This window comes from Halogeometricum sp. S1BR25-6, assembly GCF_031624495.1.
Taxonomy (GTDB): domain Archaea; phylum Halobacteriota; class Halobacteria; order Halobacteriales; family Haloferacaceae; genus Halogeometricum; species Halogeometricum salsisoli.
The window spans coordinates 896,159-918,538 of the sequence record NZ_JAMQOP010000001.1; the positions used below are offsets into that span (position 1 = coordinate 896,159).

General features: G+C 67.1%; 23 protein-coding genes. 11 read left to right on the top strand and 12 right to left on the bottom strand.

The window, feature by feature from the left end:
• Positions 1–30: 30 nt before the first annotated feature.
• Complete coding sequence (locus NDI76_RS04710) at positions 31–555, bottom strand: DUF7518 family protein (protein ID WP_310922856.1); 525 nt, start codon at positions 553–555, stop codon at positions 31–33.
• 128 nt (positions 556–683) lie between these two features.
• Positions 684–1,517, bottom strand: coding sequence for an alpha/beta hydrolase fold domain-containing protein (locus NDI76_RS04715; protein WP_310922857.1), 834 nt, complete (start codon positions 1,515–1,517; stop codon positions 684–686).
• 142 nt (positions 1,518–1,659) lie between these two features.
• On the opposite strand from NDI76_RS04715, the gene gatB reads away from it, so the two are divergent.
• Positions 1,660–3,150: an Asp-tRNA(Asn)/Glu-tRNA(Gln) amidotransferase subunit GatB gene (gatB, locus tag NDI76_RS04720; RefSeq protein WP_310922858.1), complete on the top strand. Its 1,491-nt coding sequence runs from the start codon at positions 1,660–1,662 to the stop codon at positions 3,148–3,150.
• Positions 3,151–3,183: 33 nt separating this feature from the next.
• Here gatB and NDI76_RS04725 read toward each other — a convergent pair whose 3' ends face one another.
• Positions 3,184–3,366: a hypothetical protein gene (locus NDI76_RS04725; RefSeq protein WP_008389048.1), complete on the bottom strand. Its 183-nt coding sequence runs from the start codon at positions 3,364–3,366 to the stop codon at positions 3,184–3,186.
• An 84-nt stretch (positions 3,367–3,450) separates the two neighbouring features.
• The gene (locus tag NDI76_RS04730; RefSeq protein ID WP_310922859.1) at positions 3,451–4,890 is read right to left on the bottom strand and encodes an MATE family efflux transporter; all 1,440 of its coding nucleotides are present in this window, start codon (positions 4,888–4,890) and stop codon (positions 3,451–3,453) included.
• A 211-nt stretch (positions 4,891–5,101) separates the two neighbouring features.
• On the opposite strand from NDI76_RS04730, the gene NDI76_RS04735 reads away from it, so the two are divergent.
• The 3 genes from NDI76_RS04735 to aspS all read left to right on the top strand — a co-directional run bounded on the left by NDI76_RS04735 (position 5,102) and on the right by aspS (position 10,300).
• On the top strand, positions 5,102–7,609 hold the full coding sequence (locus NDI76_RS04735) for a DNA topoisomerase I (RefSeq protein WP_310922860.1): 2,508 nt from the start codon (positions 5,102–5,104) through the stop codon (positions 7,607–7,609).
• 320 nt (positions 7,610–7,929) lie between these two features.
• On the top strand, positions 7,930–8,658 hold the full coding sequence (locus NDI76_RS04740) for a phosphoglycerol geranylgeranyltransferase (protein ID WP_310922861.1): 729 nt from the start codon (positions 7,930–7,932) through the stop codon (positions 8,656–8,658).
• Between the two features lie 337 nt (positions 8,659–8,995).
• On the top strand, positions 8,996–10,300 hold the full coding sequence (gene aspS, locus NDI76_RS04745; protein WP_310922862.1) for an aspartate--tRNA(Asn) ligase: 1,305 nt from the start codon (positions 8,996–8,998) through the stop codon (positions 10,298–10,300).
• Between the two features lie 99 nt (positions 10,301–10,399).
• On the opposite strand, the gene NDI76_RS04750 is transcribed toward aspS, so the two are convergent.
• Together NDI76_RS04750 and NDI76_RS04755 are read right to left on the bottom strand one after the other, a co-directional pair.
• Positions 10,400–10,957, bottom strand: coding sequence for a PIN domain-containing protein (locus NDI76_RS04750; RefSeq protein WP_310922863.1), 558 nt, complete (start codon positions 10,955–10,957; stop codon positions 10,400–10,402).
• Between the two features lie 12 nt (positions 10,958–10,969).
• The gene (locus tag NDI76_RS04755) at positions 10,970–11,272 is read right to left on the bottom strand and encodes a UPF0175 family protein (protein ID WP_310922864.1); all 303 of its coding nucleotides are present in this window, start codon (positions 11,270–11,272) and stop codon (positions 10,970–10,972) included.
• A 95-nt stretch (positions 11,273–11,367) separates the two neighbouring features.
• Between NDI76_RS04755 and NDI76_RS04760 the strand changes: the two genes are divergently transcribed.
• The 4 genes from NDI76_RS04760 (at position 11,368) to NDI76_RS04775 (ending at position 14,376) form a co-directional block, all read left to right on the top strand.
• Positions 11,368–11,958 (top strand): hypothetical protein, encoded by a 591-nt coding sequence (locus NDI76_RS04760; RefSeq protein ID WP_310922865.1) that lies wholly within the window; start codon positions 11,368–11,370, stop codon positions 11,956–11,958.
• 78 nt (positions 11,959–12,036) lie between these two features.
• Complete coding sequence (locus NDI76_RS04765; RefSeq protein ID WP_310922866.1) at positions 12,037–12,888, top strand: pantoate kinase; 852 nt, start codon at positions 12,037–12,039, stop codon at positions 12,886–12,888.
• A gap of 53 nt (positions 12,889–12,941) precedes the next feature.
• A complete protein-coding gene (locus NDI76_RS04770; RefSeq protein ID WP_310922867.1) occupies positions 12,942–13,550 on the top strand; it encodes a hypothetical protein in 609 nt (202 codons plus the stop codon).
• 70 nt (positions 13,551–13,620) lie between these two features.
• Positions 13,621–14,376 (top strand): 4-phosphopantoate--beta-alanine ligase, encoded by a 756-nt coding sequence (locus NDI76_RS04775; RefSeq protein ID WP_310922868.1) that lies wholly within the window; start codon positions 13,621–13,623, stop codon positions 14,374–14,376.
• Between the two features lie 10 nt (positions 14,377–14,386).
• On the opposite strand, the gene NDI76_RS04780 is transcribed toward NDI76_RS04775, so the two are convergent.
• A complete protein-coding gene (locus tag NDI76_RS04780) occupies positions 14,387–15,520 on the bottom strand; it encodes a molybdopterin-dependent oxidoreductase (protein WP_310922869.1) in 1,134 nt (377 codons plus the stop codon).
• 162 nt (positions 15,521–15,682) lie between these two features.
• Complete coding sequence (locus NDI76_RS04785) at positions 15,683–16,684, bottom strand: glutathione S-transferase family protein (protein WP_310922870.1); 1,002 nt, start codon at positions 16,682–16,684, stop codon at positions 15,683–15,685.
• A 195-nt stretch (positions 16,685–16,879) separates the two neighbouring features.
• Here NDI76_RS04785 and NDI76_RS04790 point away from each other — a divergent pair, with 195 nt between their 5' ends.
• Positions 16,880–17,809 carry a sulfide-dependent adenosine diphosphate thiazole synthase gene (locus tag NDI76_RS04790; protein ID WP_310922871.1) on the top strand — a complete coding sequence of 310 codons (930 nt, stop codon included), beginning with the start codon at positions 16,880–16,882 and terminating at the stop codon, positions 17,807–17,809.
• A 150-nt stretch (positions 17,810–17,959) separates the two neighbouring features.
• On the opposite strand, the gene NDI76_RS04795 is transcribed toward NDI76_RS04790, so the two are convergent.
• Genes NDI76_RS04795 through dcd form a run of 4 tightly spaced genes read right to left on the bottom strand, consistent with a single transcriptional unit; the run spans position 17,960 to position 20,520 of the window.
• Entirely contained in the window at positions 17,960–18,217 is a 258-nt protein-coding gene (locus NDI76_RS04795) for a hypothetical protein (RefSeq protein WP_310922872.1), read from the bottom strand.
• Between the two features lie 47 nt (positions 18,218–18,264).
• Positions 18,265–18,945, bottom strand: coding sequence for a class I SAM-dependent methyltransferase (locus NDI76_RS04800; RefSeq protein WP_310922873.1), 681 nt, complete (start codon positions 18,943–18,945; stop codon positions 18,265–18,267).
• A gap of 1 nt (position 18,946) precedes the next feature.
• Positions 18,947–19,855, bottom strand: a complete 909-nt coding sequence (locus NDI76_RS04805; RefSeq protein ID WP_310922874.1) for a thiamine-phosphate synthase family protein — start codon at positions 19,853–19,855, stop codon at positions 18,947–18,949.
• Positions 19,855–20,520, bottom strand: coding sequence for a dCTP deaminase (dcd, locus tag NDI76_RS04810; protein ID WP_310922875.1), 666 nt, complete (start codon positions 20,518–20,520; stop codon positions 19,855–19,857). Before dcd ends, NDI76_RS04805 begins: the two co-directional genes overlap by 1 nt.
• Positions 20,521–20,666: 146 nt before the next feature.
• On the opposite strand from dcd, the gene NDI76_RS04815 reads away from it, so the two are divergent.
• Positions 20,667–21,938, top strand: coding sequence for an AI-2E family transporter (locus tag NDI76_RS04815; RefSeq protein WP_310922876.1), 1,272 nt, complete (start codon positions 20,667–20,669; stop codon positions 21,936–21,938).
• A 45-nt stretch (positions 21,939–21,983) separates the two neighbouring features.
• On the top strand, positions 21,984–22,322 hold the full coding sequence (pth2, locus tag NDI76_RS04820) for a peptidyl-tRNA hydrolase Pth2 (protein ID WP_310922877.1): 339 nt from the start codon (positions 21,984–21,986) through the stop codon (positions 22,320–22,322).
• Positions 22,323–22,380 lie beyond the last annotated feature (58 nt).

Sequence of the window (22,380 nt, forward strand, 5' to 3'; positions counted from 1 at the left end):
GGGTTGCTCGCGGGGGACAGAGCCACCCAGTTACGCGACGATGATATCGCTGTCGTCTTCTGCGGACTCTGCCTCGTCGGTAGTCTCGGACTCCTCGGACTTGACTTCGTCGTCCGCGGAGTCGGTCGATTCGGCGTCGGCGCCGACGTCCGTCTCGTCGGGGGATACGGACGAAGACGAGGGCGTCGGCGTCGGTTCGTCGGCGTCGATGAAACTCGCGTCGTCGGAGGGCTGAGCGGACGTCTGGGCGCGCGACTGCGCCTGCGCGGGCGACTCGCGGAGGCTGGGTTCGCTCTCGTCGGCGTTTCCGCCGTCGGCGGCCGCCTCGGCTCCCGTCTGCTCCGATTCCGACTCGGACGCGGACGCCGACGTCGACTCCTCGGGCTGGGCGGGGGCGTGACCGACGGGGCGGGTCCCCGTCGTGAGGTCGACGTCCACCTGGTCTTCGAGCAGGCGGACTCGCTCTTTCGTCTCGACCAGTTCTTCGGTCAGTCCGTTGACGGCGGCCTGCAGTTCCGCAACTTTCGATTCGAGTTCCTCCACCCGGTTACTCATGCGTGTTATCCCCGTCCGCGGACACATAAACGTGCGTCAGACATATAGTCGGGAAATGATAGCTACCGGACAGATACGGGAGCCGTATCCCGTCCGGAACCGCACGGAACCGACTGCCTGCGGCGCCGTCAGTGGAGGTGTCGGTCGAGAAAGCCCGCCGTCCAGTCGACGGCCCAGTCGAACTGCTCGCCGAGGACGTCGTGGCCCACGCCGTCTGCGACGACGCACTCCGCCTCGATATCGGCCTCCTCCAGTCCGTCGTAGAACAGTTCGGAGGCCATCGCGGGCACCACGTCGTCGTCGGCGCCGTGGAGGAGGAGAATCGGCGGACCGCCGCCTCCGAGGTGCGAGGACGGCGAGGCGAGGTCGTAGCGCTCCGGGAGGTCACTCCGCGACCCGCCGAGGAACGCCGCGAGTTCGGCCTGCTCGGGCGTGTGCTCGAAGTTGTACAGGCCGGCGACGCCAACCGCCGCGGCGAGGGCGTCCGACGCTTCGGAGACGGCGGCGGAGACGTGCGCCGGGTCGGGGGCGAACCGCGGGTCGTCCGCGGAGAGCGCTGCCAGAACGGCGAGGTGCGCGCCCGTCGACGGTCCGAAGGCGGCGATTCGCGCGGGGTCGATTCCGAGGGCGTCCGCGTTCGCCCGGCACCACCGAACCGCCGCCTTCACGTCGCGTATCGCGGCCGGGAACGTCGCCGCGTCGCTGCCGCGGACGTTCGGCACGGCGCAGGCGAAGCGTCGCTCCGCGAGGGCGAACGCCACCTCCCGCAGGTCGGCTTTGTCGCCCGCGCGCCAGCCGCCGCCGTGGACGAGGACGACGAGCGCTCGGCGCGTCCCCTCTCTCTCCTCTTCTTCCCCTCCGGTCGGCCGGTAGACGTCGAGCGAGAGCGTCCCCTCCGGCGGCGAGGCGAACGCCGCGTCGCGGACGACTTCGACCGGCGGCGAACCGAACGGGTAGGGCATCTGTCTCTGTGAGCCATCGCCGCACGGGCCCGAATAAGTTCCGTTCGACCGAGGCGGCGCCGAACGCACGGCGGTCCTCGTCGAGTGCCGACCTCGCGCCGGTCCCGTTAGTCTTTAGCCGCGCGCCGTCAAATCGCGCGTAATGACCGCGAAGGCGCTCTCTCAGCGCGACCTCGCCACCGTCATCGGGCTGGAAGTCCACGTCCAGCTCGAAACGGACACCAAGATATTCTGCGGGTGTTCGACCGACGCGGCCGAGGACGAGGAACCGAACACGCGGACGTGCCCCGTCTGCCTCGGACTGCCGGGCGCGCTGCCCGTCCTGAACGAAGGCGCCGTCGAGGCTGCCGTGAAGGTGGGCAAGGCGCTCGACGCCGCCGTCGCCGAGCACACCCGCTTCCACCGGAAGAACTACTACTACCCCGATTTGCCCAAAAACTTCCAGATAACCCAGTACGACGCCCCCATCTGTTCGGACGGGACGCTCGAAGTCTCCGTCGAGGGGAACCGCCGCGAGGTCGGCATCGAACGCGCCCATCTTGAGGAGGACCCCGGCAGCCTCCAGCACAAAGGCGGCAGCATCGACACCGCCGACTACACCTTGGTCAACTACAACCGCGCGGGGACGCCCCTGATGGAGATCGTGACGGAACCGGACTTCCGCAGTCCGAAGGAGACGCGCGCGTTCCTCGCGAAGTTGGAGGAAGTCTTGGAGTACCTCGGCGTGTTCGACGCGACGCGCGACGGGTCGCTCCGCATCGACGCGAACATCTCGATGGTCCCCGACGAAGAAGTCGGCGACGACGGCTCCATCTCCGGGGAGACGCTGGCGAAAGCGAACAGAACCGAAGTGAAGAACATCTCCAGTCACAAGGGCGCCGAGAAGGCCCTCGCCTACGAGGTGACTCGACAGAAGAACGCCATCGAACGGGGCCGCGCCGTCGAACAGGAGACGCGCCACTGGGACGAATCGCGCGGTATCACCGTCTCGATGCGCTCGAAGGAGGAGGAGAAGGACTACCGCTACTTCCAAGAGGCGGACCTGCCGCCGTTAGAGGTCGCCGACTGGAAGCAGCGCATCGAGATTCCGGAACTGCCCGACGTCCGCCGCGAGCGCTTCCGCGAGGAGTACGGCCTCGACGCCGAATCCGCTTCGAAACTCACCTCCACGAAGGAAGTCGCGGACTTCTACGAGGACGTCGCAGACCAGTTCGACCCCGGTCTCGCGGCGACGTGGGTGGCCGACAACCTGCTGGGCGAACTCAACTACCGCGACATGTCGATTACCGACGTCTCGGACCGTCTGAACGAGTTCACCCGACTGATCGAACTCGTCGCCGAGGGGGAGATAACGACGAAGAACGCCGAGGAGATCGTCCTCCGCCGGATGCTCGACGAGGGCGACGCGCCCGACGACGTCGTCGAGGAGGAGGGACTCGGCGCGGCCGACGACGACGAAGTCGTCACCGCCGTCGAGGAGGCCATCGAGGAGAACCCCGACGCCGTCGAGGACTATCATTCGGGTGAGGGCGGCGCCGTCAACTTCCTCGTCGGACAGGTGATGCAGAAGACCGGCGGGAGCGCCGACCCCGGCGACGTGAACGGGATGCTCCGCGAGCGTCTGGAGGAGTAAGAAGGGCCGTTCGGTCGAGTCGCTCCGCGCGCCTCACGCCTTCATGTCGTAGATGTACTGTTCGATGGGGACGAAGGCCGTCGACCCGCAGGCGGCACACTGGTCCGGCGCCGCGAACTCGTGCGTCTCGCCGTCGCTGTCGACGACGGTGCCGGCGTAGACGGCGTGACAACTCTCGCAGACGTACCGCTCGGGAAGGTCCGGGGTGTGGGACACGTTCGTTCTTCGACCGCCGGACACTTGGCCGTTTTCGGCGCTCGTTCCGACAGTCCGGAACCGTGACGCGCCGCGGAACCCAGTTCAGTCGGCCGTCGAGGGCGACTCCTCGCCGTCGGCGACGCCGTCCTCTCCGTCCCCGCTCTCGTCGTTCCTCCCGTCGTTCTCGACGACGGCCGAGCGCCACCCGCCGCGGAGGAACCAGAGACACCCGACGGCGAACGTCACCACGCCCGACAGCGACAGACTCCACCAGAGGCCGGTGACGCCCCACGAGAGGACGTAGGCGAGGACGAACGCCGCCGGGAAGCGGACGACCCAGCGCGAAATCAAGGAGAGCGCCATCGAGACGCGGGTGCGTCCGGCGCCGCGAAACGCCCCCTGAATCACCATCAGCCCTCCGAGGAAGGCCCAGAACGGGGCGACGATGGTGAGCATCTCGACGCCCGCGGCGACGACGGCGGCGTCGTCGATGAACACGCGCATGAACGCGGCCGGAATCGCCCAGACGACGGCGCCGACGGCGCCGAGAATCGCCATCGTCCCCGCCGTCGCCTTCCACGTCACCTCCGCCGCGCGGTCCGGCGTGTCCGCGCCGAGGTTCTGTCCGACGCCCGTCGCGGCGGCCTGCCCGACGGCGCCCGAGACGGTCCAGGAGACGGACATGAGACGGAGGCCGATGCCGTAGGCGGCGGTGGCGACGGCGCCGAACCGGGCGACGAGGGCCGCCAGCGCGACGGCCGCGAAACTCCGCGCGAGACCGTCCAGCGTCGCCGGATAGCCCACGTCGACGAGTTTTCGTAACAGGGTCGGGTCCGGCCGCAGGTCGGGCAGGCGGAGGCGCGCCCCCCATCCGCCGTGGAGGAGGATGGCGAGGCCGGCGGCGGCGGCGACGATGCGCGCGATGAGGGTGGCGACGGCGGCGCCGCGCGTTCCCATCGGTTCGACCCCTCCCCACCCGAGGATGAATATCGGGTCCAAAACGACGTTCAGACCGGCGCTGACGACGACCAGCCACATCGCCGTGCGGGTGTCGCCCGCGCCCCGCAACACGGCGCGGAAGGCGAAGAAGACGAACGTGAACGGCAGGGTGACGAACAGCACCTCGGCGTAGGCGAGGGCCTCGGTGTAGACGCGCCCCTGCGCGCCGATGAGTTCGAGGAGGGGGTGTCTGCCGAGGTAGCCGACGATGCCGAGGAGGACGCCGACGGCGACGGCCAAGAGGAGCGTCTGCCCGACGACCCGTTCGGCGCTCCGGTCGTCGCCCGCGCCGACGTGCTGGGAGACGAGGGCGACGGCCGCGGCGGTGACGCCCATGGCGACGGAGACGAACATCCACGCCGTGGGGAACATGAGCGAGACGGCGGCGACGGCCTCAGGGCCGACGCGACCCACCCAGAACATATCGGCGAGGTTGTAGACCGTCTGGAGGAGGTTGCCCGCGACGAGGGGCCACGAGAGGGAGACGAGTTTGGGCGTCACCGCCCCGTCGGTCATGTCGATTCGGCTCTCTCGTCCGGACACGGTAGCGTCCACTTCGCGCGACGGCACGTATCTGTTGGGTACGCGCTCCCGGTTGCCGGTTCGTCGGGCGGCGTCGCGTCCGGACCGCTCGCGGATTCGGCTATTTCGCTTACACGTCCGGCCGCGCTCCCGCGCGTACGCCCGCGCTGGCCGTCGATTCGAGGGATTCGCCGCGAAAGGTTTAGGCCGACCCCTCGCATATCGCCGCCCAATGAGTAAGGGTCCGGAACTCATCATCACCGAGAAGGACAACGCCGCTCGGCGCATCGCCGACATCCTGAGCGGCGAGTCCGCGGAGGCCGACCGCGTCAACGGCGTGAACGTCTACAAGTGGGGCGGCAAGCGGTGCATCGGGCTGTCGGGCCACGTCGTCGGCGTGGACTTCCCGCCGGAGTACAACGACTGGCGCGACGTGGAACCGGTGGAACTCATCGGCGCGCCCATCGACAAGCACCCCACGCAGGAGAACATCGTCGCCGCCTTGCGACGACTCTCCCGCAACGCCCGCCGCGTCGTCATCGCCACCGACTACGACCGCGAGGGGGAACTCATCGGAAAGGAGGCGTACGAACTCGTCCGCGAGGTGAACGAGGACGCCCCCGTCGACCGAGTGCGCTTCTCCTCTATCACCGAACGGGAGGTCACCGAGGCGTTCGAGAACCCCGACGAACTCGACTTCAACCTCGCGGCGGCCGGCGAAGCCAGACAGATTATCGACCTCGTGTGGGGCGCCGCGCTCACCCGCTTTCTCTCGCTGTCGGCGCGCCAACTCGGCGACGACTTCATCTCCGTCGGCCGGGTGCAGGGTCCCACCCTCAAACTCATCGTCGACCGCGAACGCGAGATAGACGCCTTCGACCCCGAGGACTACTGGGAACTGTTCGCCGACTTGGAGAAGGACGCGGAGTCGTTCGAGGCGCAGTACTTCTACCTCGACGAGGACGGCAACGAGGCCGAACGCGTCTGGGACGGCGACGACGCCGAAGAAGCGTACGAAACTCTCAGGGGCGCGGAGACGGCGACGGTCGAGTCAGTCCGCCGCCGCACCCGGACGGACGACCCGCCGGCCCCGTTCAACACGACGCAGTTCATCCGCGCCGCCGGGTCCATCGGTTACTCGGCCCAGCGTGCGATGAGCATCGCGGAGGACCTCTACACGGCGGGCTACATGACCTACCCGCGGACGGACAACACCGTCTACCCGGAGGACCTCGACCCGCGGGAACTGCTCGACGCCTTCACCGCCAACCGGACGTTCGGCGAGGACGCGGAGTCGCTCCTCGGCCAAGAGGAGATAGAACCGACCGCTGGCGACAACGAGACGACCGACCACCCGCCCATTCACCCGACGGGCGAACTCCCCTCGCGCGCCGACCTCTCGGAGGACGAGTGGGAGGTGTACGAACTCGTCGTCCGGCGCTTCTTCGCCACCGTCGCCGAGTCCGCCGAGTGGGAGCACCTGCGCGTCGTCGCCGATGCGGCCGGCCTCTCGCTGAAGGCCAACGGCAAGCGCCTCGTGAAAGAGGGTTACCACGCGGTGTACCCGTACTTCAACGCCAGCGAGTCGTTCGTCCCCGACGTCGAGGAGGGCGAGGAACTCGCCGTGACGGACACGGAGATGGAGGCCAAGCAGACGCAACCGCCCCGTCGCTACGGCCAGTCGCGCCTCATCGAGACGATGGAGCAGATGGGTATCGGGACGAAGGCGACGCGGCACGACGTGATTCAGAAGCTCTACGACCGCAACTATATCGAGAGCGACCCGCCGCGTCCGACCCGCCTCGCCCGCGCCGTCGTCGAGGCGTCCGAGGAGTTCGCCGAACTCATCGTGAGCGAAGAGATGACCGCTCAACTGGAGGAGGACATGCAGGCCATCACGCGCGGGGAGGCCACGCTCGACGACGTCACCGAGGAGTCCAGAGAGATTCTCGAAGGCGTCTTCGAGGGGCTGATGGAATCCGGCGACGAGGTGGGCAAACACCTCCAGAAGTCGCTGAAGGCGGACAAGACGGTGGGGCAGTGCCCCGAGTCCGACCACGACTTGGTCATCAGAAAGAGCCGCCGCGGGTCGTACTTTATCGGCTGTGACGGCTACCCCGACTGCACGTACACGCTGCCGCTCCCGTCGACGGGCAAGCCCCTCATCCTCGAAGAGTCCTGCGAGGAACACGACCTGAACCACGTGAAGATGCTCGCCGGCCGGAAGACGTTCGTCCACGGCTGTCCGCTCTGCAAGGCCGAAGAGGCCGACGAGGAGGAGGACCTCGTCATTGGAACGTGTCCGGAATGCGGCGACGAGCACGGCGGCGAACTGGCGATAAAGCGGCTCCGTTCCGGCTCTCGGTTGGTCGGTTGCACGCGCTACCCCGACTGCGATTACTCGCTGCCCCTCCCGCGCCGCGGCGATATCGAGGTGACCGACGAGGACTGCGAGGAGCACGACCTGCCGAAGATTCGAATCACCTACGAGGACAACGACAGGGAGCCGTGGGACCTCGGCTGTCCCATCTGCAACTACCGGGAGTACCAGGCCGAACAGGTCGACGGCTCCGAACTGGAGAGCGTGACGGGTATCGGCGAGAAGACGGCGGAGAAACTGAAGGCCGCGGGCGTCGAGGACGTGCCGTCGCTGAAGGAGGCCGAACCGGACGCGTTGGCCGACCTGATGGACGGCGTGGGGCCGGATACGGTGCGGAAGTGGCAGACGTCCGCTGATTAACTACGACCTTTTACGCTGCGTTCGGCGGGCTTCGCCGCGCCTCGCTCGGTAAAAGCTCGGCCATCGCCAGAAACCAACGATTTCTGGCTGTTCAGCCAGAACACGTAGTGTTCTGGCGACAAAAGCACTCGTCGCTCACTTCGCTTCGCTCCGTTCGCTCCTCGGCCGAAAATCGCGGAGCGATTTTCGTACGGTGCGGTGTCCGCAGTACATCATCGGCTTTCGTCGCGTGCTCGCCGCCGCGCTCGAACACGACACCTGTCCGACATTTCACGTCCCATCCGCGCCATTTTTAACGCCTCCCGGTGGTAGTACGCCCAATGACCGGGCCCTGGACCGAGTGGAATCACATCCTCAAGATCGACCCAGATAAAGACCTCGTCGGTGACGAGACGTTCGAGGACGTCTGTCAGACCGGGACGGACGCCATCGAAATCGGCGGCACCCTCGACATCACCGCGGACAAGATGCAACGGGTCGTCGACGCCTGCGCCGAATACGACGTACCGCTGTACCAAGAGCCGTCGAACCCCGGCGTCGTCGTCGACGACGACGCCCTCGACGGCTACCTCATCCCGACGGTGTTCAACGCGAAGGACGCCTTCTGGATCACCGGCGCCCACAAGGAGTGGGTCCGCATCGAGAACGGGATGGACTGGGACCGCACGCACACCGAGGCGTACATCGTGCTCAACCCCGACGCCTCCGTCGCGCAACTCACCGACGCCAACTGCGATTTAGCCGTCGACGACGTGGCCTCCTACGCGGCCGTCGCGGAACGGATGTTCGGTCAGGAGATCGTCTACATCGAGTACTCCGGCACATTCGGCGACACGGAGAAGGTGCACGCCGCGTACGACGCCTTGGACGAGTCGACGCTGTTCTACGGCGGCGGCATCCACGACTACGACTCGGCGTACGAGATGGGCCGTCACACCGACGTGGTCGTCGTCGGCGACCTCCTGCACGACGAGGGCGTCGACGCGGTCCGCGAGACGGTGGAAGGCGCGCGCGACGCGATGGCCGAACGCGCCGAAGCCGAGCAGTAGTCGGGCCGCCGACCGGGGCCTCCCAGCGCCTCTTTTTGCATCGAAAAGCGGACGATGACCCCGGCGACGAGCAGCGTCAGCAGGTGAACGAGTGAGGGTCGAGTGAGTCGAAACCGAGACACGACTGATGGACGCTCTGCGCACTGTCGCCGAGAAAAGTAAACGAACCCCAACCGCTACGAGAGAATAGCAGCTATACGTCCATTCATCTGCGCAGGGATTCCCGGGCACGGCGTGGCCGTTGTACATCATCGAAGATGCACGGAGACGCGGTCGTAGGGGCGGCGCTCGGGTCGAAACGACCGTTTTTAAGACCGGGCAGTCGGAATCACGCCACATGCAGAACCGAACGTACACGGCAGACGCCGAACCCGGCGACAGCGTCACCGTCGCGGGGTGGGTCCACGAGGTCCGCGACCTCGGGGGCATCGCCTTTCTCATCCTCCGCGACAAGAGCGGCAAGATCCAGATCAAACTGGAGAAAGACGAGATGGACGACGAACTCGTCGAGACGGGTCTCGACGTCGCCCGCGAGAGCGTCGTCGCCGTCACGGGCGAGGTAAAAGAGGAGCCGCGCGCGCCGACGGACGTCGAAATCGTCCCCGAGAGCATCGATGTGATGGCCGAGGCTGACACGCAACTTCCGCTCGACCCCTCCGGCAAGGTCGACGCCGAACTGTCGACCCGCCTCGACAACCGGACGCTCGACCTGCGGAAAGAGGAGGTCAAGGCCGTCTTCGAGATTCGCGGAGAGATACTGCGCTCTGTCCGCGACGCCTTCCGCAGTCTGGGCGCCTCGGAGATCAACACGCCGAAAATCGTCGCCACGGGAACCGAGGGCGGCACAGAGCTGTTCCCCATCACGTACTTCGGCAAGGAGGCGTTCATGAACCAGTCGCCGCAGTTGTTCAAGCAGCTCATGGTCGGCTCGGGACTTGAGCGTGTCTTCGAGGTCGGACCCATCTTCCGCGCCGAGGAGCACAACACGCCGCGGCACCTGAACGAGGCGACGTCCATCGACTTCGAGTCGGCCTTCTTCGACCACACCGAGGCCATGGACGCCTGCGAGCACGTCGTCAAGGCCGCCTACGAGGGCGTCGCCGAGAACTGTCAGCGCGAACTCGAGCTGCTCGGTCTCGAAGAGGAGTTCGAGACCCCCGACGGCGAGTTCCCGCGGCTGACCTACGAGGAGGCCATCGAGCGCATCAACGCGACGGGCGAACTCGACGAACAGCTCGTCTGGGGCGACGACCTGCCGACCGAGGGCGAGCGAGCGCTCGGCGACGACGTCGGCGAGCACTACTTCATCACCGACTGGCCCTCCGAGATCAAGCCGTTCTACATCAAGGACCACGACGACGACGAGCAGCTCTCCACCGGGTTCGACATGATGCACCCGCGCATGGAACTCGTCTCCGGCGGGCAGCGCGAACACCGCTACGACCGCCTCGTGGAGGGCTTCGAACAGCAGGGACTCGACCCCGACCAGTTCGAGTACTACACGAAGATGTTCAAGTACGGCATGCCCCCGCACGCGGGTTGGGGCCTCGGCGGCGAGCGCCTCGTCATGACGATGCTCGGACTCGACAACATCCGGGAAGCGGTGTTGTTCCCGCGAGACCGGCAGCGGCTGTCGCCGTAGGCGACGCCGCGAGGGCGAACGCAGGAACGGGGAGCGGCTCTGTCGCGACCGAGTTCCCGAGAGACCGGCAGCGATTGAGTCCGTAGGACGACGACACGACTACCTGTTTTCTCGTTCTTTCGCGGCTTCCTCGACCAGCCGATACGCCGTTTCGCGGAGTTCGCCGGTCATGTGAAGTCCCTGCGAGTCGAGGCGACGGACGAGTTCTTTCGCCTCGTCCGGGTCCATCTCCTCGTGAACAGCGCGGACGACGACGCCGATGGTGCCGGTTACGGTCGCTCCGAGGCTCTCGGCGACGGTTCGGACGCGTCTGTCGTCGGAAACGACGGCTACGAGAGATGCCATCGAGGTACCCTCGCGTCGGTCCATACTGCTTCTTTGAACCCCGATTAGTACTCCTGCGATAACCTCGGCATCACCGTTTAGTTCAGAATCACCAAGCAAGTCTTTCGCTTCGGTTAGTTTGGCGTCCGACAGCGCAGACGTCGGCCGTCTGCGGACACCGCTCCGCTGGCCGAACTGGTCGAGATTGGTTCTCGCCGGTTCAGCCGAAACTTCGTTCGCTACTCGTGGCGTTATCACTATCTGTCCGTCGAAGTCGAGCAACAACTCCAACTCCCCGACGTTCCCCAACGCGATGAGCGTCGTCGCGTCCACGTAGATATCCATCTACAAATCGAGCGCCGCGTCCGCGTCTCGTTCTAAATCCTCGGGCTTCAACTGCGTCGTCAGATTTCGCTCGCGACAGATTTCCAGCCACTCCGCAAGCGAAACGCCGGCGACGCGGGCAGCCTGATTGACCGAAATCTCTCCGGACTGGTAGCGTTCGGCGGCGACGCGAACGCGAATCTGCTTGAGACCCTCGTCCAGCGCCTTCCGAATCGTCGCGCTCTTGTCTTCGCCGAGGAGTTCGGCAACTTCCTCCAACTCGTCTCGCTCGTCGTCGGGGATGCGGGCGCTTATCGAGGGCATGTATACGTTGTGCTACAGCGTATTCGTACTTGAACGTTCGTCTCGAATCCAACGGCCGCATCACCTTTTGTGCGGAGGTCCTAACCTTGGACCACATGGCCGAAACCGAGGTCGACCTCGTCGACGAAATCATCGAGACGGCGACCGAACGCGGAGAGTTCCTCGTCACCACCGAACTTGCGATGCTCATCGAACGACACGACCCGGCGGTCATCGAGTCCAACGAGTTCGGCGTGAGCGAGGACCGACTCATCTCCTACGTGGAGGCCCTCCGGTCGGGCGCCGAGTTGCTCTCCGTGTCGGACGTCCGAGACGCGCTGTCCGAGGAGACGGTGCAGAGCGACACGTGGGTCGGCGAAGAGAGACTCTACGTCACCGACGAGAACCACGTGAGCGTCTACCCGCGCGACTGGCACGAGGCGCTCGCGGGCGAAGACGACATCGTTCGATTCGCCGAGTACATCATCGCCGCCGTCGAGGACTCCAAAGAGGCGTTCCCGGGCGGCGGACAGGGTGCCGGCATTCCCGAGGAGACGTTCCTCAACATCGTGACCACGCTCGGTCCGCTCACTTGGGAGGAGGCCAAACAGGAGATAGAACGCCTCCGGGACGAGGACGTATTCTCCGAGGACGCCGACCAACACCCCGAGGCCCGCGTCGCCCTCGTCGGCGTCGACCACGACTGAGCGAGGAGCGCTCGCGGCGGAGCGTGCGGCGCCGCCCGAAACCGTATCGGACATAACGCTCGCCCCCGACCTCCGGGTATGACCGACGAGGCGACGGCGTTCGTCCCCGGGCACGTCACGGGTTTCTTCAGCGCCCACCCGCACGAGGACCCCGCGAGGGCCGGGTCCCGCGGGGCGGGCATCGCACTCTCACACGGCGTGCGCGTGACGGTGCGGCGAGCGGACGACGGCACGGAAGCGGACTCCGAGACGACCCTCAACGGCGAGTCCGTCGCGATGCCGCCCGTCGGCGGCGTCCGAGAGCGACTCGGCGTTCCCGGCGCCGCCGTCGACGCCGAGACACCGCTCCCCCTCGGCTCCGGATTCGGCGTCAGCGGTGCGATGGCGCTCGGCACCGCTTACGCGGCGAACGCCGTCTTCGACCGTCGGCTCTCGGAAAACGCCCTCGTCGCGGCCGCCCACTGCGCCGAAGTCGAGGCGGGGACCGGTCTCGGCGACGTGGTCGGGCAGGCCCGCGGCGGACTGCCGATTCGCCTCGAACCGGGCGCACCGGACCACGGCGCGATGGACGGCGTGCCGGCGCGTCCGCGCGTGGAGTACCTGGCGTTCGGCGAGGTGTCGACCGAGGAGGTGCTCTCCGGAGACACGGCGGCGCTGACGAGAGCGGGCGAACGCGCCCTCGCGGACCTCCGAGAACGCCCGACGCCGGACCGACTCGTCGCACTCTCCCGACGGTTCGCCCGCGAGGCGGAACTGACGACGGACCGCGTCGAGTCGGTCGTCGCGAACGTCCGCGCCGCCGGCGGCGACGCGGCGATGGCGATGCTCGGCGACACCGCGTTCGCGTTCGGGACGGCGCTGTCGGACGCGGGCTACGACCCCGTCGTCTGCGACGTGCATCGGGCGGGGTCGGGTCTCGTCTCGGAGTAATCGGTCCCGAACGAGGGTACGTTCAAGTCGACTCGTCCGAATTCCTACGGGAGATGTCCCCCCGCTCGCGCCGTGAATTGCTCGCCGCCGGAATCGCGTGTCTGGTGCTGTTCACGGGTTGCTCGGAGGCTCCGTCGGGGGACGCGGAGCCATCGGCCGGTGATTCTTCGAACGGAGCGCCGGTGACGGCGACGGAGACACGCACCGAGAGGTCGAGGACGGCGACACAGACGACTCCCGTACCGAAACCCGAACTCGATTGCGAGGCGGCGTCGCGTCCCGACCCCGCGGTCGACGACGCCGACGACGTCGAACCGGTACCGTACCCGGACGCGCCGACGTTCCCGGTCGAAACCGAGTGGGTCGTCGAACACGAGCGGGCGTACCTCGTGAATCGGGCGATAGCCGAGTACGACCTCGCAGACTGGCACGGAACGATGATCGAGGAGACGCGACGGGAGTCGTTCTCTCACGGTGTCGTCGTTCGCGTCGCGTACACGTACGGGATGCAGACGAGCGAGTGGATAGCCGACTCACCCATCGAGACGGCCGCGTACTACGTGAACGACCGCGGTGCGCTCCGCGCCCACTCCAGGGCGGGCGGCGGCCCGGCGTCGGACCTCGACCCGATCGTCGAGGACGTCCCGGTCGTCTGTTTCTGACCCGCGGAGATACCGCCGCCCGTCGCCTCACATCGTCCCGCTTTTCTCCCACTGCGACTCACACTCCCGCATGAGCGACGTCGACATCCCCGAGAGCCACCCGCGCTACCTCTCGCTTCTCACCCGGCACCGCATCGAGGAGGGCGTGGAGAAGGGAATCACCTCGAAGCAGGGTCTCATCGCGGAGGGACGCGGCGAGGCGTTCGACTACCTTCTCGGCGAGGAGACCATCCCCTCCGCCGACGCCGCCGAACGCGCCGCCGCGGCGCAGTTGCTCCTCGCGGAACGTCCCGTCCTCTCGGTCAACGGCAACGTCGCCGCCCTCGTCCCCGGCGAGATGGTGGAACTCGCGGCGGCGGTGGGCGCGGACCTCGAAGTGAACCTGTTCAATCGCACCGACGAGCGGATTCGGGCCATCGCCGCGCACCTGCGCGACCACGGCGCCGAGGCGGTGAAGGGGCTGACCGCCGACGGCGAGATTCCCGGGTTGGACCACGAACGCGCCAAGGTCGACGCCGACGGCATCGGCGCCGCCGACGTGGTCCTCGTCCCCCTCGAAGACGGTGATAGGGCCGAGGCGCTGGCGGCGATGGGAAAGACCGAAATCGTGATCGACCTCAACCCGATGTCCCGGTCGGCGCAGTCCGCGGCGATTCCGATAATCGACAACATCCTCCGAGCGATTCCCGCCGTCACCGACCACGCTCGCGACCTGTCGGGGTCGGACACCTCCCCCGAGGAACTACAGCGTATCGTCGACGAGTTTGACCGCGAACGGGCGCTGGAGGCGGCCGAAGCGGCGATTCGCGGCGGCGACCTCGACTAGACCGGCCGACTCAGTCGAACCCGCTGACCAACACCGCCAGCCACTGCGCGGCGTCTCTGCTCCGCCGAACCTCGACCGACTCGACCCACTTCACCCACTGAAATCCTCGTCTGTCGGGGGCGACGAGTCGGCACGGGAATCCGTGGCCGTGCGACAGTCGTTCTCCGCCGACGTGCGTGGCGAGGAGCATCCCGCGCGCCTCGTCAAGCGGAAACGACCACCGGTAGCCCGTGACCGACCGGACCGTCACCCACCGCGCCCCCTCGCGGACGCCCGCGGCGTCGAGGACGGCGCCGAGTTCGACGCCGCGCCAGTCGCGTTCGGCGTACCATCCGCTGGTGCAGTCGAGGAGGACGGTCCGCTCCGTCTCGGCAGTCAGGTCGGCGGCCGAGAGCGAGCGGGGAGCGTCGACCAGTCCGCCGACGCGGAGTCGCCACGCCGCCTCGTCTATCGGGTCGGGGTCGTCGGCGACCCAACTCGTCACCGGAAACGAGGCGTTTCCGCTCCCGACGTCGCCTTCGGGCGCTAGCCCGTCGTTCTCGACCGGCTTGGACCCGGTGAACCGTCGCGCGCGGCCGCCGGTGTCGAGGGCCGCGTTGAGGCGTTCTTGGAGTCGGACGAGGAGGGCGCCGCCAACGAGGAGCGTCCCGAACTTCAGCGCCGTTCGCCGCCCCTCGAAATCGGCGCGCGAGGGCGTCCGGAACCGCGTGTACAGGTGCGCGAGGACGAGGGGGACGAGAGCGAGTCCGAGGCCGACGTGGAGGTTTAGGAGGTTCCAGTACCCGAACACCGAAGCGTTGCCGCCGAGCACCCACGCCGTCCCGGTGAGGAGGGCGCTCACGGCGACGACGGCGAGGAGCACCGACAGTCCGGTCGACCGGGTCCACAGCCGCGAGTCGGTGACGCGCCGCCGGACCCGGCGGAACTTGTAGAACAAGAGAAAGACGAGCGTCAGGCCGACGACGGTGTGGAGCGTGAACAGGAGCCACTGAGACGGCGCTCCGGCACCGAAGCTGAGGACGCCGCTGCCCGCCTCGAACAGCACGCACGCGAGGATGGACCAGTCCACGAGTCGCGGCGGCGGCTCTATCCCCGCGAAGAGGCGGCGGAGGCGAGCGAGGTGGCCTGCGCTCCCGTCGCTCATGGTCTGGATACGGAGTCGGTGAGAAAGAAGGCGTCGCCGGAATGTAGGAGGTCTGCGGATGTACCACGAGGCTCGCGTTCGCTCGCCTCGTGGCAGATTTTTGGTCCAGCTTTTTGCAACGAGTGGTCGCCCAAAGCACGACCCGAGTCAGCAAAAAGGTGGTTAGTCGTCGGCGGGCGCCGCGTCGCCGCGGAGCGATTCGGGGAGGTCCGCGGACAGTCGGTCCCGGTCGTGCGACTCGAAGAAGTCGATGTCCGGGCCGGTGGCGACGATGCGCGAGGGGTTCACGTCGCCGTGGCTCTCGTAGTAGTGGCGCTTGATGTGGTCCAGGTTTATCGTCTCCTCGACGCCCGGCAGTTGCGCGAGTTCCTTCGCGTAGTTCCAGAGGTTCGGATACTCGTGGATGGCCCGCCGGTTGCACTTGAAGTGGGTGTGGTAGACGTGGTCGAATCTGACCAAGGTGGCGAACATGGCGATGTCGGCCTCGGTGAGTACGTCGCCCGCGAGGAAGCGGTTCTCCTCCAACACGGATTCCCAGCGGTCGAGGGCGTCGAACAGGTCGTCCACCGCCTCGTCGTACGCCTCTTGAGACTTCGCGAACCCCGCGCGGTAGACGCCGTTGTTGATTGGGTCGTAGATGTCGTCGATAATCTCCTCGACCTCCTCGCGGTGGCCCTCGGGCCAGAGGTCCACGTCGCGTTTCGCGTGGTCGTCGAATTCGGTGTTCAGCATCCGCATGATCTCGCGGGACTCGTTGTTGACGATGGTCTCTTCTGTCTTGTCCCAGAGCACCGGCACCGTGACGCGTCCTGTGAACTCGTCGTCCGCGCGGACGTAGATGTCGCGCAGGAACTCCTCGCCGTGGAGGGGGTCGGGGTACTCCTCGGAGAACTCCCAGCCGTCGTCGATGCGGACGGGTTCGACGACGGAGAGCGAAATCGCGTCTTCGAGGCCCTTCAGACGGCGCGTCATCGCCGCGCGGTGCGCCCACGGGCACGCCCGCGAGATGTAGAGGTGGTAGCGACCCGACTCGGCTGGGAACTCGGCGTCCGGGTCGTCCTGGACCCAGTCTCGGAACGACGTCTCCTGTCTGTCGAACTCGCCGTCCTCGTTGGTGCTCTCGTAGGCGTCGGTGCGCCACTCGCCGTCGACGAGCATGTTCACCGTCGGACACCTCTGAACTCCGAACCGCGTCGTCCTGTCATCGTACTCACTTGGCTCTCGAAGGCGTAAGTCGTTCGGCGGACGGACGCGTCCGATGCACGACCATTCGGGTCCGCTGTCTGTCCGTCACCTCGGAAAATCGGGACCGGCGACCCCATCCGAACAGTTTAGTAGCAAGTGGTAGCACTAGGTGGTATGTCCGAATTCAGCGGATTCGCGGACGTGAGCGAAGCACAGGTGACCAAGGCCATCGCCTCCGATTGGACCGAAGAGTTCATGGACCGCATCGATACGGAGGTCATCGTCGTCGGCGGCGGCCCCTCGGGGCTGATGGCGGCGAAGGAACTCGCCGAACGCGACGTGGACGTGACTATCGTCGAGAAGAACAACTACCTCGGCGGCGGATTCTGGCTGGGCGGGTTCCTGATGAACAAGGTCACCGTCAGGGACCCCGCGCAGTCGGTGCTGGACGAACTCGGCGTTCCCTACGAGGAGGCCGAGGAGGCGCCCGGCCTCTACGTCGCCGACGGCCCGCACGCCTGTTCGGCGCTGATTCAGGCGGCCTGCGACGCGGGCGCGACGGTCCAGAACATGACCGAGTTCACCGACGTGGTCGTCCGCGAGGACCACCGCGTCGGCGGCGTCGTCCTCAACTGGACGCCCGTCCACGCCCTCCCCCGGGAACTCACCTGCGTCGACCCCGTCGCCGTCGAGTCCGACATCGTCCTCGACGCCACCGGTCACGACGCCGTCGTCATCTCGAAACTGACCGAACGCGGCGTCCTCGACGCCCCCGGCATCGAACACGCGAAGGAACACAAGACGGGGATGGACCAAACCGAGGACGGCGAGTACGGCGCTCCCGGCCACGACTCGCCCGGCCACGACTCGATGTGGGTCGGCGAGTCGGAGGATGCCGTCGTCGAGAACACGGGTCTCGTCCACCCCGGCGTCGTCGCCTCCGGGATGGCCGTCGCCACCGTCAACGGCCTGCCGCGCATGGGGCCGACGTTCGGCGCGATGCTTATCTCCGGAAAGCGCGCCGCCCAGTCCATCATGGACGAACTCGGACGGGAGGGTCCCGAAATCGACTTCGCGTCGTCGCCGACGCCCGCGGACGACTAGCCAGCATTTTGCAGATTCGGGTGCGCCGGCCGGCGCACCGCTCTCGCGAGAACGCTCGGGTTCTCGCTCGCGATACAACGACTTGCGGTGAAACGGGACGACGCTCGTACGAACGGTCGGTCGCGAATCGCGTCAGTCGATTCCGTCCCCTCAGATGAACCGCCACAGAAGTACCAGCAGGAGCACCGCGGCGGCGAACACGGCGAGCGTCACCGCGACTTTGAACAGCACTGACGTGAGAAGCGCCGTCCCCGACGCGGTGGCGGCTTCCTCTTCGTCGGCCTCGCCGCCGCCGTATCCCAGCGCTGCGAGCGACGACTCGTCGGAACCGGGGGCGTCATCTTCCACCTCGGATTTGCTCTTGTACTCGCCCGCGCCCCAGACGTCGTCTCCGCTGTCGGCGTCCATGCGCAACAGTCGTCGCCGCCCTCCGATAAGAATTGTCTGCGCTCTGACTATCGTCCGAGCCGCACCCGACCACCGGCCACCCGCGCGAATCCGAGCGCTCGCGTCTCTCGGCGAACGTCCTCGCACCGATTCGTCAGTTCGCGGTGGGCGGCGACGAGACGCGAGTCGAGGATATCCGTCGGCGACCCCGACATACTGCGCGTCCCCGGCGGCGACGACGCGCGGACGAGTCCTCTGAAAATCGTATTCAGCGGTTTGTACGGCGTCCGCGTCGTCCGAGCCAAGTCGGCGAGCGCGAGTTTCCCGCCGGGGCCGACGAGTTCGGCCCACCTCCACACCGCCGCGGCCGGGTCCGCGAGCATCCCCGAGACGAACGTGGCGAGGACGGCGTCGGCTTCGCCGACGGGCGGACGGGTGGCGTCGCCGCGGACGACGTGGACGTTCTCCCACCCTTCCTTTCGAATCCGGTCGCGGGCGACGGCGAGCACACCCGGAGTAAAGTCGACGCCGACGACGGTTCCCTCGGGGCCGACTCGCTCTCTGAGGTAGGGGAAGTTCGCGCCCGTCCCGCAGCCCATCTCGACGACGACGTCGCCGGGGTCCGGGTCGAGAGCGTCGGCGACGGCGCGCCGGAGTCCGCGGACGCCCGGCGTTCGACGGGCGATGTCGTCGTACAGCGCCGCGTAGCGGGTGTAAAACTCCTGCGTGGTGGTGATGCCCTCGGTCATCTCACTCGGAGAGGAGGCTCCGGACCGCGCGGGCGACCGAGGGCGCGTCCGGGCCGAGGACGTAGGTGATGGCCTCGATGCCGTACGCGCCGGTCTGGTACACCACGAACGTGTCCGAGAGGTCGTCTCGACCCGAGAGGGCGGCGGCGATGGGGTCCTCCGGCGCGTCGGGGTCGAACTCGACGGCGTCGTAGCCGGCGGCTTCGAGCGAGGAGACGACGTCGGGGTCGTACCGGACGTTGACCGCGGCCCGGACGTCTCTGCCCGCCCCGCGCGCCGAGAGCAGGACGTTCGCGACGTGTTCGCTCACGCCGAACTCGGGGTCGCCGGGTACCGTCGCCTGACCCTTCACGTCGAAGATGCGTCCGGGGATACCCGCTACGTCTTCGATGCCGTCGGCGTCCGGCAGACACTCCACGAGGTTCGAGCCGACGTTCGGGATGAGGCCGGCGAACCCGCTGGCGTTCGTCAGTGTCCGCAGGCCGCGCCGGACCGACGAGCGGACCCGTTCGGCCGTCCTGAGCGTGCTGTCGGGGTCGTGGACGCTGAGGGCGCCGTCGTACTCGGCCAAGGCCGGCATCGCCTCCTCGTGGAGCGTCGCGAGGAGGTCGCCCTCCTCCAGACGTCGGACGAGCACCTCGGCCTCGACGAGCGCCTGTACGGGCGTCATATCGCCCGTCGAGAGCCCTTCCGCGATGCGCTCGACCAGTTCTCGCACGCGGTCGTCTTCGAGGAAGGCCTCGTTTCGGCTCACCTCTCCGTGGGCGTACTTCGAGACGGCCGACTGGCTGATTCCGAGCGCCTCGGCGACCTCCCGCTGCGTGAACCCGCGGTCGCGAAGTTCCTCGGCGAGCATCGACCGGAACGTGGGCAGGAACGCGTCGACGACGATCTCCTCGATGAACCGCATCAGCTCCCACCCGTCTCGTTCGTCCCCTCCACGTCCGTCTCCGCGCTTTCCTCCGACTCTGCTTTGGACTCTGCCTCGGCGCGCGCGGCGGCGAACTCGGGGTCGGAACCGATGCGGGAGGCCTGCGGTCCCTCCTGGTCTTGGTACTTCGACCCGCGTTCGACGCCGTACGGGCGGTCGGCGGGGTTTTTCATCTCGGTGAACACGAGTTGGGAGACGCGCATCCCCGGCGAGAGGGCGACGGGCGCGGTGCCGAGGTTCGACAGTTCGAGCGTAATCTGGCCGTGGTACCCCGGGTCGACGATTCCAGCTGTTGCATGGATGACGATGGCGAGACGGCCGAGCGACGACCGTCCCTCGACGGTGGCCAGCAGGTCCGGCGGAATCTCGACGCGCTCTTTGGTCGTCCCGAGGACGAAGTCGCCGGGGTGAAGGATGAACTCCTCGCCCTCCGCGACGTGCGTCTCGCGGACGTACTTCGACACCTCGTTCTCCCGGTTCGGGTGGATACAGGAGATGTTCGTCCGCTGGAACTCCAGGAACTCCTCGCCCAGTCTGAGGTCGACGCTCGCCGGTTGGACCTGCATGTCCACGTCGTCGAGCGGTTCGACGACGAGGTCCCCCTCCCCCAGTCGGTCGAGGATGTCCACGTCGGACAGTATCATATCGACAGAGGTGCGTCGCGGCGACGTAAAGGACTCGTCTCGGAGTCGCGTCTCCGCCCGACGACGGGCGAGGATGGGCGACGATGGTGTCCCGGTCCGACCGTTCGGGCACAAGACCTTCCGGGCAGCCGAGAGTAACGAGTGGTATGAAGTCGTTCTCCTCGCTCTCCTCGGAGTCGCTGATGGACCGCTCCCGGGTCGGTTGGTGGGCGTACGTGCTGGCGCTGGGCGTCGTTCTCGGGTTCGTCGTCTACTCGTTCATCGGGACGTTCGTGCTCGGTATCTTCGCCTACTACGCGGCTCGGCCGCTGTACGGTCGTATCAGTCGAGTGATCGACTCGGACGGGATTGCCGCGGCGGCGACGGTGCTCGGGTTCGTGTTACCCGTCGTCCTGTTGCTCCTGTACGCGGGCGTCCACGTCGCGACGAGTCTCCAAGCGTCTCTCGGAAGCCTGCCCGGCCCGATTCGGATGCTCATCCAGCGGTTCACCGGCATCCAGTCGCTCTCGGGCGCGCAGTGGCAGTCGCTCTCGCAACTGGTCTCGAACCCGCCGCGGTCGTTCAGCATGGACCAACAGACCGTCCAGACGGTACTCCAGCAGGGCACCGCCGTCCTCGGAACGGCGGTGAACGTGCTCTTGCACCTCGTCCTCGCGCTGGCGATGGCGTTCTACCTGCTCCGCGACGACGACGGCATCGTCGGGTGGTTCCACGACAACGTCGCGAGTAAGGAGTCGACCACGGGACAGTACATGGCCGCCGTCGACACCGACTTGGAGTCGCTGTACTTCGGCAACGTCCTGTTCGTCGTGGTCATGTCGGTCATCGCCGCGGCGGTCTACTACGGGACGAACATGCTGGCGCCGCAGGGTCTCTCCATCCCGATTCCGCTCGTCCTCGCGGTGCTGACCGGCGTGTCGAGTCTCATCCCGCTGGTGGTGAGCAAGGTCGTGTACGTCCCGATAGCGGCGTACCTCGCCCTCTCGTCGATACAGACGCCCGGAAACCAACTCGCGTTCGTGGGCGGCTTCCTCGTGGTCTGTCTCGCGGTGTTGGACCTCGCGCCGCAGGGCGTCATCCAACCCTACATTACGGGTCGAAAGCTCCACCCGGGACTCCTGCTGTTCGCCTACATCCTCGGCCCTATCGTCTGGGGCTGGTACGGGTTCTTCCTGCTCCCCCTCGTCGTCGTCCTCGTCATCGAGGTGGTGCGGGTGACGTTCACCGACCTCGTCCACGGCGACTCGCTGACGCCGCACGTCGACGCCGCCCGGTCGCTCGGGACGACCGAACCGGCGGCGTTCTCCGAGGACGAGGACGCCGGCGACGGCGCGGACGAGAGGGCGACGGACGACGGATCGCCGAACGACTCCGACGGCGGACGCGGGTCGGGGTCGAACTCCCCTGGCGACGCCTGAGAACGACTCGGCACTGATTTACCGCCGGGGCGGCGACTGCGCCCCATGAAACAGGCCATCGTCGCCCGGGCGGACCTCGGCATGGGCCGCGGCAAACTCGCCGCGCAGGTCGCCCACGCCAGTCTCTCGGCGTACGAGGACACCGACCGAAAGGCGCGGACGGAGTGGAAGGGTTCCGGACAGAAGAAGGTCGTTCTGAAGGCGAACGGCGAGGACGAACTGTTCCGTCTCGCGGACGACGCCGAGCGTCAGGGGCTCCCGCACGCCATCATCCGGGACGCGGGGCACACCCAGTTGGACCCGGGGACCGTAACCTGCCTCGCCGTGGGGCCGGGTCGGGACGAGTTGGTCGACAAGGTGACCGGCGACCTTTCGCTGTACTGAGTTCTCCCGACGGAAACCGCCGAACAACCACATCTTGCGGCGAGGAATAGCCGAACGA